The following is a 15,333-nucleotide window of genomic DNA, read 5'->3' as shown; positions in this document are numbered from 1 at the left end:
CTTCTTCCGGGGCAGCATGCACGAACAAGGAGACCTCCTCCGGCGCAGACGGTGATTTCATCGCGAAGACCGTTCGCGACTACGCGAACAAGGAAGGTCTCACGTCGGTGGTGTACCGGGTCGCGCGCGACGGTGAGCTGATCGCGGCCCGCGCTGTCGGCGACACCGTCACCGGGGTGCCGACCACCCAGCACATGCACTTCCGCAACGGCAACGTGGCCTTCGCGTATATGGGTACCCTGCTCCTGCTGATGGCCGAGGCGGGCGACCTGGGGCTCGACGACCCGGTGTCGAAGTGGCTGCCGGCCTGGAACCTTCCCAACGCGGACAAGGTCACGCTGCGCATGCTGGTCTACAGCACGTCCGGGTATCCGGACTACGTGCCTGACGAGACGTTCGACAAGGCGCTGCTGTCCGATCCGTTCCAGCAGATGACTCCGCGGCGCCTCCTCGGCTACGCCTTCCGAACGCCGCCGCTGTATGCGCCGGGGACCGGCTGGAACTATGCGCACACCAATTACGTGATTCTCGGCGCTGCGCTGGAGGCCGCCGGCAAGAAGCCCCTCGGCGAGTTGCTGACCGAGAAGGTGATCGCCCCGATGGGCCTCGAGAACACCCGCCCCGTGCTCACCCCGGAAGTACCGGAGCCGGTGCTCCACTCCTTCAACACCGAGCGCGGCGTCTACGAGGACGCCACCTACTGGAATCCGTCCTGGCAGACGGCACCCGGCTCGGTGATCGCCACCAACATCTGCGACATGCTGGTGTCCGCGGAGAAGGTCGGCACCGGCGCTCTCCTGAGCCGTGCATCGTTCGATCAGATGTTGACGCCAGAGAAGGGCGAGCTCGGGCCGGTCCCGGCCGGATGCACGGTGTGCCGACAGTTCGACCTGCACCAGTTTTACGGGGCCGGAGTGCTCGTGCGGTCGGGTTGGATCCATCAGACGCCCCTGTTCGGCGGGGCCGGCGCCGTGCACGCCTACCTGCCGTCCGCGAAGCTCGCCGTCGCGATGGTCGCTGTGTCCGGCAAGACCTCGAAACCCGGCGTGAATCATGCGGTGAACATCTGGACTGCGCTCGCGGAGAAGCTGACCCCGGACAACGTGCCCGGGCGCTGAGACAGACACTTCCACCGCCGCCCGCGCGGCATGTCCGGGCTCCTCATCGACTGGAGTCGACATACTGTGCAGTGTGCGTTCTCCGATACCCGATTACCTTGCCGAAGCACTGCGATCGGTGGAATCCGACCAGTCCGGCGCCACCGCCGACTACATCCCGGAGCTGGCCGATGCCGACCCGGATCGGCTTGCCGTGGCGTTCTGCACGGAGGACGGGCGGCTGTACTCCGGCGGCGACCGCGACACGGAGTTCACCATTCAATCGATCTCCAAGCCCTTCGTCTACGCGCTCGCCTTGGCAGATCGAGGCTTCGACGAGGTGCTGGAGAAGGTGAACGTGGAACCGAGCGGCGACGCCTTCAACGACGTCTCGTTCGAAGCCGAGACAGGTCGACCGCGGAATCCGATGATCAATGCGGGTGCGATCACCGCGCACACCCTGGCGGGCGAGCGGGGGGCCGCGCTCGAGCAGCGTTCGGAGCGGATCGTCGAAGGTCTCAGTGCGTTCGCGGGGCGCCGCCTCTCGGCGGACGACGCCGTCTACGCCTCCGAGATCGGTACGGCCTTCCGAAACCGGGCGCTGGCGAACATGCTGCGGGCCAACGGGATCATCGACGAGGACCCACTTATCGCGGTCAGCGGCTACACCCGACAGTGCTCGCTCCTGGTCACGGTGGAGGATCTGGCACTGATGGCGGCCACCCTCGCCAACCGCGGCGTCAATCCGCGGACCGGGGAGCAAGTGGTGTCCGCTGTGGTGGTTCGTCAGACGCTCAGCGTCATGGCAACCTGCGGGATGTACGACGGTGCCGGGGACTGGATGACCCGCGTCGGCATCCCGGCCAAGAGCGGTGTCGCGGGCGGCTTGATCGGCGCGCTGCCCGGCCAGGCGGGTATCGCCACCTTCTCGCCGAGGCTCGACCGGCACGGGAACAGCGTCCGCGGCGTCAACCTGTTCCAGCGGTTCACCTCCGACATGGGCATGCACGTCATGGAAATGCCGCCGCCGGGGCCGTCGGTGATCCGGAGCAGGCGTGTGTTCGGTCACGGTTCGTTGTCGCTGGAAGTGGTGGCGCTGCAGGGCGGCATCCGCTTCGCCGGCGCTGAACGAGTGCTGCGCGACCTGGAGGAGAGTCCGCCTGCGCACCGGCGGGTGGCGTTCAGCATGGGGCGCGTCACAACAATCGGCGACGTCGCACGTCGCATGCTGCTTGAGGCGGTCCGGCGGCTCACCCTCGACGGGCACGATGTCTATCTTATTGACCCAGACCGCGTGCTGCCCGATCCCGAGCCCGGCACGGGTGGTCGGGTGACCGTTGTGCGGCACCGCGAGGACATCTGAGCGCCGGGCGACGACGCACGACTCGACATCGGGAATCTCATAGTGATCCTCGTCTCATACTGAGACGCTCATGACCTGACTCACACTATTGAATTGTCTCTACCACGTCAGCAAAGAGGTCGACACCAGTCGCCTCTTCGGACTAGGAGGCAAATTTTGAGCAGGCAGAGCCTAACCAAGGCGCATGCGAAGATCACCGAATTGTCGTGGGAGCCGACATTCGCCACCCCGGCGACCCGATTCGGAACCGACTACACGTTTGAGAAGGCCCCCAAGAAGGACCCTCTGAAGCAGATCATGCGTTCCTACTTTCCGATGGAGGAGGAAAAGGACAACCGCGTCTACGGCGCTATGGACGGCGCCATCCGCGGAAACATGTTCCGGCAGGTTCAGGAGCGTTGGCTGGAATGGCAGAAGCTGTTCTTGTCCATCATTCCGTTCCCGGAGATCTCGGCAGCTCGTGCGATGCCGATGGCGATCGACGCCGTTCCCAACCCCGAGATTCACAATGGACTGGCCGTCCAGATGATCGATGAAGTTCGGCATTCGACGATTCAGATGAATCTCAAGAAGCTGTACATGAACAACTACATCGATCCGGCCGGCTTCGACATCACGGAGAAGGCATTCGCGAACAACTACGCGGGCACCATCGGTCGACAGTTCGGTGAGGGGTTCATCACCGGAGACGCGATCACCGCGGCGAACATCTACCTCACCGTGGTCGCGGAGACCGCCTTCACCAACACCTTGTTCGTCGCGATGCCCGACGAGGCGGCAGCCAACGGCGACTACCTTCTGCCCACCGTGTTCCACTCGGTGCAGTCGGATGAGTCGAGGCACATCTCGAACGGCTACTCCATCCTCCTGATGGCCTTGGCCGACGAGCGGAACCGACCTCTCCTCGAACGCGACCTGCGGTACGCATGGTGGAACAACCACTGCGTGGTTGACGCCGCGATCGGCACCTTCATCGAGTACGGCACCAAGGATCGTCGCAAGGATCGGGAGAGCTACGCCGAGATGTGGCGTCGCTGGATCTACGACGACTACTACCGCAGCTACCTGCTGCCGTTGGAGAAGTACGGCCTGACGATTCCCCACGACCTGGTGGAGGAAGCGTGGAAGCGCATCGTGGACAAGCACTACGTCCACGAGGTGGCACGGTTCTTCGCCACCGGCTGGCCGGTCAACTACTGGCGCATCGACGCCATGACCGACACCGACTTCGAGTGGTTCGAGGAGAAGTACCCCGGTTGGTACAACAAGTTCGGCAAGTGGTGGGAGAACTACAACCGCCTGGCTTACCCAGGGCGGAACAAGCCGATCGCCTTCGAAGAGGTCGGGTATCAGTACCCGCATCGTTGCTGGACCTGCATGGTTCCGTGCCTCATTCGTGAAGACATGGTCGACGACAAGGTCGACGGCCAGTGGCGTACCTACTGCTCGGAGACCTGTCACTGGACCGACGTCACCGCTTTCCGCGGCGAGTACGAGGGACGGGACACCCCGAACATGGGTCGACTCACCGGTTTCCGGGAATGGGAGACGCTCCATCACGGCGGCGATCTCGCCGACATCGTCGAGGGCCTCGGCTACGTCCGAGACGACGGCAAGACCCTCATCGGTCAGCCGCATCTGCACTTGGACGATCCCAAGAAGCTGTGGACTCTCGACGACGTCCGGGGCATTCAGTTCGGCAGTCCGAACGTGCTCCTCAACGAGATGTCCGACGCCGAGCGCGAGAAGCATCTCGCGGACTATCGGGCGGACACCGTGGCCGCCGCGTACTACGCGGCAGGCTGACCCCGACCGGTGCGGCCGGCCCCGGCATCGACGTGTGCTGGGGCCGACCGTCGCCATCCCCAATCCCGAACTTTTCCAGTAATCCCTCCAGCGAGGAGCCTCCAGTGTCCGATACCCACCGCGTGACGTTCGTGCCCGTGGACATCGAGATCGAAGTCGACGAGGACGAGACGATCCTCGACGCGGCTTTCCGCCAGGGCATCCACCTGATGCACGGCTGCCGCGAAGGCCGCTGCTCAGCCTGTAAATCGATGGTGCTCGACGGTGATGTGCAGATGGACGACTATTCGACGTTCGCCTGCAACGACGCTGAAGCGGAGGAGGGGTACGTCCTGCTCTGCCGCACCTGGGCGTACGACGACTGCGAGATCGAACTGCTGAACTTCGACGAGGACGAACTGCTCGGCGGCGCGCCCATCCAAGAAGTCCACACTCGCGTCACGGCCATCGAGCCGAAGACCGCCGACATCGTCTCGCTTCGGTTGGAGACGATCGAACCAGCCGAGTTCGAGTTTAAGGCCGGCCAGTTCTGCGACATCCACATTCCTGGAAACGACGGGCTGACTCGATCGTTCTCGTTGGCCACCACCCCGGGCGACCCGAAGCACCTCGAGTTCCTGATCAAGAAGTATCCGGGCGGAGTGTTCGCGGAGCAGTTGGAGAACAGTCTCGAGGCAGGTGCCGATCTGCACCTCACCGGCCCGTACGGATCGTTCACCATCAAAGACGGACGCGTCCTTCCGATCGTGCTGATCGGAGGCGGTGCCGGCATGGCGCCGGTGCTGTCCCTGCTTCGGCACGCCAGCGAGATCGGACTGGAGCGCCCGATGCGTTTCTACTACGGTGCGCGCACTCCGGCCGACCTGTTCTACCTCGATGAGATCGCGGCGCTCGGGGCAGGTCTGACCGACTTCGAGTTCATCGCCTGCCTGTCGGAATCGATGGACGCGGCGCCGGAGGGCGTGCGAGTGGAGTCGGGGAACGTCACCGACGTCGTCGACCGCAACGAGCCCGACCTGGGGCGGACGGAGGTGTACCTCTGCGGGCCGCCGCCGATGGTCGACGCCGCGCTCGCCCTGACCGACCAGAAGTCGGTGCCCAAAGATCAGGTCTTCTTCGACAAGTTCACCAGTCCCGCCTTCGACTGACCGCTCAGATGCGACAGGTCGAGACGAAACAGCCCTGAATCACCGATTGAGTTGTGCCGGCCGGGCCACGGCCGTGACAGAAAGGAAACCCCAGGATGTCTGCACCAACCGCACCGCGGGAGAGAAGCTTCCCGAGCATCGAGTTCACCGACGCCGAAGCCGGCGCGCTGGACTTCCCGAGCTCCAAGAGCCGGAAGTTCTCGTACTTCGAGCCGTCGAAGAAGCGCGCGACGATGTACGAAGAGGTCACCGTCGACGTTCAGCCCGACCCCGCGCGCCACCTCACGCAGGGCTGGATCTACGGCTTCGGAGACGGTCCGGGCGGGTATCCGCAGGAGTGGACCGAGGCGCGATCGAGCAACTGGCACGAGTTCCTCGACCCCAACGAGGAATGGGATCAGACGATCTTCCGGAACAACTCCGCGGTTGTTCGTCAGGTGGAGCTGTGCCTGCGGAACGCGAAGCGCGCGCACGCCTACCGCGGGTGGAATCGGCCGTGGCTCAAGTTCATCGAACGCAACCTCGGTGCATGGATGCACGCGGAGAACGGCCTGGCTCTGCACGTCTTCACGTCGATCCAGCGGTCCGGCCCCACCAACATGATCAACACGGCGGTCGCGGTCAACGCCGCGCACAAGATGCGGTTCGCGCAGGACCTCGCGCTGTTCAATCTCGATCTGGCGGATGAGGTCGAAGACTTCGACGGGGCGGCTCACAAGGAGGTCTGGCAGAGCGCTCCGGAGTGGCAGCCGACGCGCGAGGCGGTCGAGCGCTTGACCGCCATCGGCGATTGGTGCCAGTTGCTGTTCGTCACCAACATCGTCTTCGAGCAGCTCGTCGGCTCGCTGTTCCGCACCGACCTCGTGATGCAGATCGCCGCGCGCAACGGTGATTACATCACCCCGACCATCGTCGGCACCGGTGAACACGACTACGACCGCGATCTCGCGTACACGCGCAGCCTCTTCCGGATGCTGTCGCGCGATCCCGAGCACGGGGAACACAACCGAGCGCTGTTCGCGACGTGGATGGCCGAGTGGGTGCCGAGGTGTCTGGAAGCCGCCCACGCACTGCAGCCGATCTGGTCGCAGCCGGCCGAGAAGTCGATCACCTTCGCCACCAGCCTGGATGCGGCGATGGGCAAGTTCCGTGAAGTCCTGACGGCCATCGAGGTCGACATTCCCGAGGAGTTGAACCAGTGAGCATGCAATTCGGATCGTCCACCGAGTTCTCGAACATGTGCGGTGTGACCTTGATGAACACCCCGATCGGGCGAGTCGTCGCCGACGTGATGGGGGAGAAGGACGGCGTCGAGCTGACCGAGTACCCGTCCATGATCCGGGTCGACGGCAGCAACCGGCTGCTATTCGACTACGAGGAGCTCACCGACGCGCTCGGCCAGGACTTCGACGGATCGGTGTTCGAGGAGATCAGCTCGACGCACTACGGACGAATGGTCCACCTCGACGACCAGACAATTCTCTTCGCCAGCCCGGAGGACGCCGCAGAATACATTGGATTCGATTTGACGGCGAGCTCCTGAATTCTCTCCTCGTCGGGGCACGAAACCACTGCCCCGACGAGGAGTAACCAGCATCCACTTCTTTTCCCGTCCAGCCCGCACGGGTTCTGTATTGATTCGTGAGACAACCGAAAGTGAGTGATCGAAATGTATGAGAAGAATGGCGAAAAGTATTTCATCGTCGATTCGCACGTCCACCTCTGGGACGGGCGCGCCCAGAACCACAAGAACATTCACGGAAAGCAGTTCATCGACTGCTTCTACGACTATCACCGGAATCTCAGTCCCGAGAGTGAAGTGTGGGACTACGACCAGTACACCTACTACGGCGGCGACCGGTTCATGAAGGACCTCTTCACCGACGGGTACGTGGATCACGCCATTGTTCAGCCGACGATCCTCGCCGAGTTCTACAAGACCGGTTTCTCGCAGTACCGGGAGATCGAGGACCTTCGAATGGCCAATCCCGGCCTGATCACTCACAACTATGCTTACGACCCCCGTCATGGCGAGGCCGGGCTGGAGAAATTGCACAGGGACGCGGCGAAGCACAAGTTCACCGGGGTCAAGCTGTACACCGCCGACTGGTACGGCGAGTCCCGCGGCTATCAACTCGATGACATGTGGTCACGTCGCTACCTCGACGCGTGCCGCGAGTTGGGGGTCAAGAACATCCACGTGCACAAGGGGCCGACCATTCGTCCGCTCGACAAGGACGCGTTCGACGTCGCCGACGTCGACAAGGTGGCTACCGACTACACCGACCTGAACTTCATCATCGAGCACGTCGGCCTGCCCCGCTTGGAGGACTTCTGCTGGATCGCCACGCAGGAGCCGAACGTCTACGGCGGTCTGGCCGTCGCGATGCCGTTCATCCACACGCGACCGCGCTACTTCGCGCAGATCATCGGCGAGCTCCTGTACTGGCTCGACGAGGACCGCATCCTCTTCTCCAGCGACTACGCCCTCTGGACGCCGCGCTGGCTGATCGAGAAGTTCGTCGATTTCCAGATCCCCGAGGACATGACCGAGTACGCACCGCTGACGGTGGACCAGAAGAAGAAGATTCTCGGTCTCAATGCCGCGGCGCTGTACCCGCACATCGAGGTTCCGGCCGAACTTCAGCTGGCACAGCCGGCTCTGGTGTAAAGGACAGCCGAGATGACCGCACTGGAACACCGATGGGAGCATTCCCCGTCGCAGGCGCTCGCCGGCGACGACCTGGAAGCGCAGATCATGGCAGCCCTGGACACCGTCGTCGACCCGGAACTCGATGAGCCGATCACCGATCTGAAGTTCGTTCGGTCGGTCACGATCGACGACGACGGCGTCGAAGTACACCTGCGGCTTCCCACGTCGTTCTGCTCGCCGAACTTCGCGTATCTCATGGCGTCGGACTCGGTCGATGCACTCGAGCTGATCGACGGGATCGGTGTGGTGCGTGTGTACCTCGACGATCACCACGACAGCGAGAAGATCAACGCCGGGTTGGCGGCGCGTGCGGGCTATCGCGGCACCTTCGGTCACGAGGCGCTCGAGAGCTTGGACTCGTTGCGCGAGACCTTTCACAAGAAGGCCCACACGGCCGCGATGGAGCGCAGTCTGGCGCGCCTCATCGCGGCCGGTGCGGCCACCGTCGAGACCATCGGGCAGGTGCTGATGCGGGACCTGCCCGACGACGAGACCACGGCTGCGCTGCGCCGCCGCCGCAACGCGATAGGCCTGAGCCAGTGCATGAATGCGCGGGTACTGGTGAACGACGACGGCACGCGGATGCTCGAGGACGAGATTCCGATGCGGTTGCGGTTCGCGCGGTCGGTCCGCATCTCGATCGACGGCAACTCCCATTTCTGTCGCGGTCTACTGGCGACCCGCTACGCCGACGACGGCGACGGTGCGGTCGCCGACGGACCGCGCATCACCAACGTGCGTCACTGAACGGAGAAGGTGTCATGAAAGCAGTGCAGGTAGTCGGATACCACCAGGACCTGGTCCTCAACGAGATCCCCAAACCGGAGATAACCGGTCCGCTCGACGTGATCGTCCGGATCGGCGGCGCTGGCGTGTGTCGCACGGATCTACATATTCTCGAGGGGCAGTGGGCGGAGAAGAGCCAGGTCACGCTGCCGTACACCATCGGACATGAGAATGCGGGCTGGGTCGACGCCGTCGGCAGCGCGGTCACCAACGTCGCTGTCGGCGACAAGGTGATCTTGCATCCGCTGGTGACGTGCGGTCTCTGCCGGGCGTGCCGCGCCGGCGATGACGTCCACTGCGAGACCAGCGACTTTCCGGGCATCGACACCGACGGCGGCTACGCCGAGTATTTGAAGACGACCGCGCGCAGCGTGGTGCGGCTCGACGACTCGCTCGAACCCGCAGAGGTGGCGGCGCTCGCCGATGCCGGGCTCACCGCCTATCACGCGGCGGCCAAGGTTGCCGCGGTCACCCGTCCCGGCGACTACTGCGTCGTGATCGGGGCCGGCGGGCTCGGTCACATCGGTATCCAGGTGCTCGCCGCGATCTCCGGCGTCACCATGATCGTCGTCGATCAGAATCCCGACGCGGTGGAACTGGCGATGGAGATCGGCGCGCATCACGGCATCGTCGCGGACGGCACGCACGTTAAGAAGGTCGTGGAGTTGACCGGCGGACACGGTGCCGAGGCGGTCCTGGACTTCGTCGGCGAGGGCGGGGCCACATCGGAGGGTGTCGCCATGCTCCGGCAGGCGGGCAATTACCTGGTGGTCGGCTACGGCGAGAACATCGATGTGCCGACCATCGACATCGTGTCCTCGGAGATCAACTTCATCGGCAACCTCGTCGGCTCCTACAACGATCTCGGCGAACTGATGGCGCTGGCGGCCCAGGGCAAGGTCAAGCTCCACACGACCGAGTATCCGCTCACGGAGTTCGGCAGGGCACTGGCCGATCTCGACGCCGGCCGGGTTCGCGGTCGCGCGATTCTCGTGCCCTGAACCACTCGACGTCGCTCGTATTCCACCTCACCTCCCGGTCGTCGACCGGGTTCCAGAAAGGTTCGAACTCATGGCAAAAGAAGTTCGCTACAACGCAGACGCCCGACTCCGGCTGGAGCGAGGTGTGAACGCCCTCGCCGACGCGGTCAAAGTGACTCTTGGTCCGAAAGGGCGCAACGCGGTCCTGGAGAAGCTGACCGGCCCGCCCACCATCACCAACGATGGCGTGACGATCGCGCGCGAGATCCAGTTGCGCGATCCGTTCGCGAACATGGGCGCGCAGCTGGTCAAGGAAGTCGCGATGAAGACGAACGGCGTGGTCGGCGACGGCACGACGACGGCGACGGTGCTGGCGCAGGCGATGGTGCGGGAAGGTCTGCGCGCAGTCGATCACGGTGCCAATCCGATGCGAGTCCGTCGTGGAATCGAACGAGCGGTGTCCGTGGTGTTGACTGCGCTCGACGCGCAAGCGGTTCAAGTGACCGATCCGGCCGATCTGGCCAAGATCGCGAGCCTCGCGGCCAGTGACGATGACGTGATCGGCGCCGTCATCGCTGAGGCCGTGGAGTTCGCCGGCCGCAGCGGCGTCATCACCACCGAGGAGTCCGACAGCCTCGGGATCTCGGTGGACGTGGTCGACGGCATTGAATTCTCTCACGGTTACACCTCGGGCTACATGGTCACCGACCCGGAGCGCATGGAGGCGGTCCTGGACAACCCGGTGGTCCTCTTGACCAACAAGAAGATCACCTCGGTGCAAGAGGTGATGCCCGCGATCGAGGCGGCCAAGCGTGCTGATCGGCCGCTGTTGGTGCTGGCCGAGGACGTCGACGGTGCCGCGCTGCAGTTGTTGGTCGGTGGCAACATGCACAACACCATGCGATCGGTGGTCGTCCGGGCTCCTGGATTCGGGCATCGACGAGTCGCTGAGCTGGAAGATCTCGCAGTCGCACTCGGCGGACACGTGATCGCCAAGGACACCGGGATCGAGCTCAACGAGGTCGGGCTCAAGCACCTCGGTTCGTGTGCACGAGTCACGGTGACCGAGAACGACACGACCATTGTCGGCGGCCGAGGCAGTCAGGACCTGATCGACGCTCGCGTGGCGCAGTTGCAGGCCCAGTTCGAGCGCGCGCGGATCGATGCGGACCGCGACAGCCTGGAGTTGCGGATCGCTCGCCTGACGGGTCGCGTCGCGGTCATCAAGGTCGGTGGCTTCACCAGCGTCGAGCTCAAGGAGCGGATGCTCCGGGTAGAGGACGCTCTCGCTGCGACTCGCGCGGCGGTGGAGATGGGGGTGCTCGCGGGTGGCGGCACCGCGCTCGCCCAAGCTCACCGGGCTCTCTCGGAGGTGACCGATTTGTCGGAGGACGACCTCGTCGGCGTCGAAGTAGTCCGGGGGTCGCTGGACGAGCCGCTTCGGTGGATCGCCACCAACGCCGGATATGACGGTGACGCCGTTGTGGAGGTGGTGTCGGGACTGCCGCACGGACATGGGTTCAATGCGCTGACCGGCGACTACGGCGACATGTTCGATGAAGGCATCATCGATCCCTACAAGGTCACCAGAGCGGCCCTCGAGAGTGCGGCCTCGATCGCGGCCCTGCTGATCACGACCGAGACAGCGGTCGTGGAGGAGGTGATGACGCACCCCGGCGCCATCGAAGCGCCCGGGTTCGGCGACCTCGCCGAGGGCATGGTTCGGCCCTCGAACATCTACTGACCGACTTGCCTTCCCGGCACTCTCTGAAAGGACTCTCATGATCTTCATCGTGGTGAAATTCGATGTGCGCGACGAGTACGTCGACAGGTGGCCTGCGATGACCGCAGCGTTCACCGCCGCCACCCGCGCAGAACCGGGGAACCTGTGGTTCGACTGGTCGCGGAGCATTGAGAACGGGTCGGAGTTCGTCTTGGTCGAGGCGTTCGCAGACTCCGCTGCGGGAGCCGCGCACGTCAATGCCCCGCACTTCCGCGAGGGCCTCGAGTCGATGCGTCCGGGATTGAAGGCGACGCCCAAGATCATCAGCCGTGAGGTGGAAGGCTCGGGATGGTCGGAGATGGGCGAGCTTGAAATCGCATAGCGGAACGCTCGTCGACGCCGTCTCTCTCGGAGCCATGCCGGGAGAGACGGCGTTCGACATCGACGAACTGCGACGGAGCCTGGGCCTGGTCGTGGTCACGGATCCAGAGGTCATCGAGGGCTATCGCCGGGACCAGTCGCAACTGACGCCGGCCGGCGTCCCGCTCGCGGTGGTGCGCGCACGCTCCATCAGCGACGTTCAACAGACGATGCGATGGGCGTACGAACGTCGCGTTCCAGTCGTGACGCGTGGTGCGGGCAGTGGGCTCGCCGGTGGCGCGAACGCTATCGACGGCGGCATTGTGCTGAGCCTCGCCGGACTGAACCGCATCGTGCACATCGATCCTTCTGCGAGGCTGGCCACGGTGGAGGCCGGAGTCATCAACGGCGATCTGGTTCGGGCGGCCGGAGAGTTCGGGCTCTGGTACCCGCCCGACCCGGGGAGCAGAGAATTTTCGACCATCGGCGGCAACGTGGCCACCAACGCGGGTGGTTCGTGCTGCGTCAAATACGGGGTGACAGCCGACCACGTCGCGCGGATCAAAGCGATTCTGCCCGATGGCAGGATGATTCATACGGGCGCGCGAACTAGAAAGAATGTCGCGGGTTTGAATCTCGGTCAGTTGCTGGTCGGTTCGGAGGGCACTCTGGCAGTCGTCGTCGAGGTGACAGTCCGACTGCGGCAGGCGCCGTCGGAGGTAGCGACCGTGGTCGCGTCGTTCGAGACGGTGCACCAGGCGGTCGAGTCGGTTCTGGCGATGTCGACGGTTGCCGAACCGTGCGTCCTGGAGCTGATGGACCGCACCACGGTGACGGCGGTGGAGTCGATGACCAGAATGGGTCTGGATACAGATGCGGCGGCGTTGCTCCTGGTCCAGTGCGACGGTGCGGACAGCGTGGCGCAAGCCGAACGGTGTGCCGCGATGTGTCGTCGAACGGCCCTCGATGTGTGGTCGACTGTCGACGCCGGTGAGGGGGAAGCCATGATGGTGGCGCGGAGGTCGGCCTTCACCGCCCTGGAGCAGCTGGGCGGCGTGTTGCTCGACGACGTGGCCGTCCCTGTCCACCAGTTGCCGGGAATGCTTCGTTCCATCGAGGTCATCGCCGAGCGTCACCGTGTTCGGATCGGCACCTTCGGGCACGCCGGCGACGGGAACATGCATCCGACCGTCATCTTCGACCCGACCGATCCCGACGAAGTGGTTCGAGCGCGAGCAGCGTTCGATGAGATCATCGATCGGGCGATCGCGCTCGGTGGAACCATCACCGGCGAACACGGAGTCGGGGTCCTGAAACGCGCTCATCTGACACAGATGATCGGTGGCACTGAACTCGATCTGGCTGAGCGGATCAGGGGCGTGTTCGACCCCAGGGGGATCTTGAATCCCGGTCGTGGCTAAATCCTTCGGTAGAGCGGGATTTCTGCCGGTCTCAGACCGTCTCACTTTGAGACGGTCTGATCGGTGGCCCCGCGTACCCTTAGCTCAAGTGTGACTCATGCCATAGGACGAAAGGCCTTAGTTGATGATTGACCGGGACATCGAGGTCATCCGTCAGCAGTTCCTCAGCGATCAGCGACTGAACAGTGTGGTGCGCGAGCCGATAGCCAAGTCGTGGATGCGATCCAAAGCCCTCGAACTAGCGAGCGAGGGGGTGGCGGTGCCGTTCCTCGGCGAGCCCGATCTCGACTCGATCCTGGTCGCTGCCGCAGATCCGGTGATGGCCAACCTCGCCGAGAGTTTGTCGGATGAGTCGATCTCCATCATCCTGACTTCCGACGAAGGAGTGGTCCTCAGTCGCTCCGCGCATCGCACGGATCTTCGCGACGATCTCGATGACGTGCGCTTGGCGCCCGGGTTCTCGTACTCGGAGCAGTTCGTCGGCACCAACGGAATCGGCACGACGTTGGAGACGCGTCGGCCTACCCTCGTGGTCGGATCAGAGCACTACTCCGATGCGCTGTGCGGATTGTCTTGTGCGGGTGCGCCGATCTTCCATCCGGTATCGGGAGCGCTGCTCGGCGTCTTGGACATGACGGGGCGGGCGGGCCTGGGCGGCCAGGTGATGCTGAGTCTCGCGCAGTCGACGGCTCGAGAGATCGAGGCGAATCTATTGCAGCGGTCAGGCGAAGGTCACGTCGCGGCGTTCAACGCCTATTTGACGGTCAGGCGACGGAATCCGTCGGCGATGTTCATCGTTCTCGGTGACGACATGTCCCTGATGAATGAGAAGTTGCGCCGCACGCTCGATTCGGCTGACCAAACGGCGCTGATCGAGTTCGCGATAGACGGCGCGCAGAGCCGGGCGAACTCGCTGGTTGAGACGTTGCCGAGTGGCACCGTGGTTCGCCTCACCCGGATCGAGGCCGATGGCGCGACGCTGGCTCTCTTCGTCGTTCGGTTGGTCGATGACGCGGTGGCGGCAGGCGGCGCGCGCCGTGCCCTCACATCGTCGCTTCCCGGTCTCGTCGGCCGAAGCACCGCGTGGCGGTTGGCGTGCGATGAGTTGAGGCAAGCGCTCAGATCAGGTGTGTGGGTGGCTGTGGTGGGCGAACCTGGATCGGGTCGGTGCTCGTCCCTCCGCGCCGCTGTCGAGGCGCACCGCTCGGGGTTCGTTCGGGTCTTCGATGCGGCGGACCTGGCCGTCGGTTCGGCGACCCTCCGCGAACTCGAAGACGAAGTGACCGCCGATGGATTCAGTGTCATCGTCCGTGATGTCGATCAGCTGTCCGACGAGGTTCTGGCAGCGATCGCCGATCTCTTCACCGGCGTCGCCGACAACGGTTGGGTCGGGGTCACGATGCGTACCCACTCCGACACCGTCTTCGACACGCTCATCGTGCCGCACTTCGCTCGGACCGTGATGATTCCTGCGTTACGGCACCGCATCAGCGATCTCCAAGAACTAGTGCCTCAACTGCTGCGGGAACTCACTGCCGGGGGCTCACTCGATGTGACGCCGGCGGCCATGCGGATCCTGTCCGCCTACGGCTGGCCGGGCAATGTCGCTCAGCTGCGCAACGTCCTTCGCAAGGTGATTCGTCAGCGTCGCACCGGCACGATCGATGTCGACGGCTTGCCGCCGGAAGTTCGTTCGTTCGGGCGCAAGACCCTCAGCGCCATCGAGAGCATGGAGCGCGACGCGATCGTCGAAGCGTTGAAGGCCAACTCGTTCGACAAGGGCAAGGCTGCGGCCGACCTCGGGATGTCACGCGCGACGATCTACCGACGAATCAAGCGGTTCAGCATCGCGGTCTGACCATCCCGGCGCGGGCTGAGGCGGCCGTTGACAGGAGCCCAGTAGCTCACCCCACGTTGCATCACAGCGAGCGGCAAC

The 15,333-nt window shown here is 64.2% G+C and carries 13 protein-coding genes; all 13 read left to right on the top strand.

The genetic code is table 11. The features are described 5' to 3' along the window. A partial coding sequence (locus GX543_RS02165; RefSeq protein WP_290849485.1) for a serine hydrolase occupies positions 1-1,118 on the top strand: 1,118 nt, incomplete at its 5' end. A gap of 73 nt (positions 1,119-1,191) precedes the next feature. Further along, positions 1,192-2,460: a glutaminase gene (locus tag GX543_RS02160; RefSeq protein ID WP_290849484.1), complete on the top strand. Its 1,269-nt coding sequence runs from the start codon at positions 1,192-1,194 to the stop codon at positions 2,458-2,460. 156 nt (positions 2,461-2,616) lie between these two features. Further along, positions 2,617-4,266, top strand: a complete 1,650-nt coding sequence (locus tag GX543_RS02155) for an aromatic/alkene/methane monooxygenase hydroxylase/oxygenase subunit alpha (RefSeq protein WP_290849483.1) — start codon at positions 2,617-2,619, stop codon at positions 4,264-4,266. A gap of 104 nt (positions 4,267-4,370) precedes the next feature. Beyond that, a complete protein-coding gene (locus GX543_RS02150) occupies positions 4,371-5,414 on the top strand; it encodes a 2Fe-2S iron-sulfur cluster binding domain-containing protein (RefSeq protein WP_290849482.1) in 1,044 nt (347 codons plus the stop codon). A 95-nt stretch (positions 5,415-5,509) separates the two neighbouring features. Next, a complete protein-coding gene (locus tag GX543_RS02145; RefSeq protein WP_290849481.1) occupies positions 5,510-6,616 on the top strand; it encodes an aromatic/alkene monooxygenase hydroxylase subunit beta in 1,107 nt (368 codons plus the stop codon). Beyond that, positions 6,613-6,957, top strand: a complete 345-nt coding sequence (gene mimD, locus GX543_RS02140; RefSeq protein WP_290849480.1) for a propane 2-monooxygenase effector subunit MimD — start codon at positions 6,613-6,615, stop codon at positions 6,955-6,957. Before GX543_RS02145 ends, mimD begins: the two co-directional genes overlap by 4 nt. 126 nt (positions 6,958-7,083) lie before the next feature. After that, positions 7,084-8,085, top strand: a complete 1,002-nt coding sequence (locus GX543_RS02135; RefSeq protein ID WP_290849479.1) for an amidohydrolase family protein — start codon at positions 7,084-7,086, stop codon at positions 8,083-8,085. A gap of 12 nt (positions 8,086-8,097) precedes the next feature. After that, on the top strand, positions 8,098-8,874 hold the full coding sequence (locus GX543_RS02130; RefSeq protein WP_290849478.1) for an iron-sulfur cluster assembly protein: 777 nt from the start codon (positions 8,098-8,100) through the stop codon (positions 8,872-8,874). Between the two features lie 14 nt (positions 8,875-8,888). Beyond that, positions 8,889-9,914 (top strand): NAD(P)-dependent alcohol dehydrogenase, encoded by a 1,026-nt coding sequence (locus tag GX543_RS02125; protein WP_290849477.1) that lies wholly within the window; start codon positions 8,889-8,891, stop codon positions 9,912-9,914. 70 nt (positions 9,915-9,984) lie between these two features. Beyond that, the gene (gene groL, locus GX543_RS02120; RefSeq protein ID WP_290849476.1) at positions 9,985-11,637 is read left to right on the top strand and encodes a chaperonin GroEL; all 1,653 of its coding nucleotides are present in this window, start codon (positions 9,985-9,987) and stop codon (positions 11,635-11,637) included. A gap of 37 nt (positions 11,638-11,674) precedes the next feature. After that, on the top strand, positions 11,675-11,998 hold the full coding sequence (locus tag GX543_RS02115; RefSeq protein WP_290849475.1) for an antibiotic biosynthesis monooxygenase: 324 nt from the start codon (positions 11,675-11,677) through the stop codon (positions 11,996-11,998). 34 nt (positions 11,999-12,032) lie between these two features. Further along, the gene (locus GX543_RS02110) at positions 12,033-13,397 is read left to right on the top strand and encodes an FAD-linked oxidase C-terminal domain-containing protein (RefSeq protein ID WP_290849487.1); all 1,365 of its coding nucleotides are present in this window, start codon (positions 12,033-12,035) and stop codon (positions 13,395-13,397) included. 124 nt (positions 13,398-13,521) lie between these two features. Beyond that, positions 13,522-15,255 (top strand): helix-turn-helix domain-containing protein, encoded by a 1,734-nt coding sequence (locus tag GX543_RS02105; RefSeq protein ID WP_290849474.1) that lies wholly within the window; start codon positions 13,522-13,524, stop codon positions 15,253-15,255. The last annotated feature ends 78 nt before the right edge of the window (positions 15,256-15,333 follow it).

It is taken from the genome of Gordonia sp. (in: high G+C Gram-positive bacteria), assembly GCF_012515855.1.
Taxonomy (GTDB): domain Bacteria; phylum Actinomycetota; class Actinomycetes; order Mycobacteriales; family Mycobacteriaceae; genus Gordonia.
Note: the sequence above shows the minus strand (reverse complement) of the source record. Positions and strands in the feature narration are given on the sequence as shown.

Coding starts and splice junctions, on each gene's coding strand:
- GX543_RS02125 (WP_290849477.1), top strand. CDS start 8,889: ATGAAAGCAGTGCAGGTAGTCGGATACCACCAGGACCTGGTCCTCAAC.
- GX543_RS02105 (WP_290849474.1), top strand. CDS start 13,522: ATGATTGACCGGGACATCGAGGTCATCCGTCAGCAGTTCCTCAGCGAT.
- GX543_RS02130 (WP_290849478.1), top strand. CDS start 8,098: ATGACCGCACTGGAACACCGATGGGAGCATTCCCCGTCGCAGGCGCTC.
- GX543_RS02145 (WP_290849481.1), top strand. CDS start 5,510: ATGTCTGCACCAACCGCACCGCGGGAGAGAAGCTTCCCGAGCATCGAG.
- GX543_RS02110 (WP_290849487.1), top strand. CDS start 12,033: ATGCCGGGAGAGACGGCGTTCGACATCGACGAACTGCGACGGAGCCTG.
- GX543_RS02135 (WP_290849479.1), top strand. CDS start 7,084: ATGTATGAGAAGAATGGCGAAAAGTATTTCATCGTCGATTCGCACGTC.
- GX543_RS02115 (WP_290849475.1), top strand. CDS start 11,675: ATGATCTTCATCGTGGTGAAATTCGATGTGCGCGACGAGTACGTCGAC.
- groL (WP_290849476.1), top strand. CDS start 9,985: ATGGCAAAAGAAGTTCGCTACAACGCAGACGCCCGACTCCGGCTGGAG.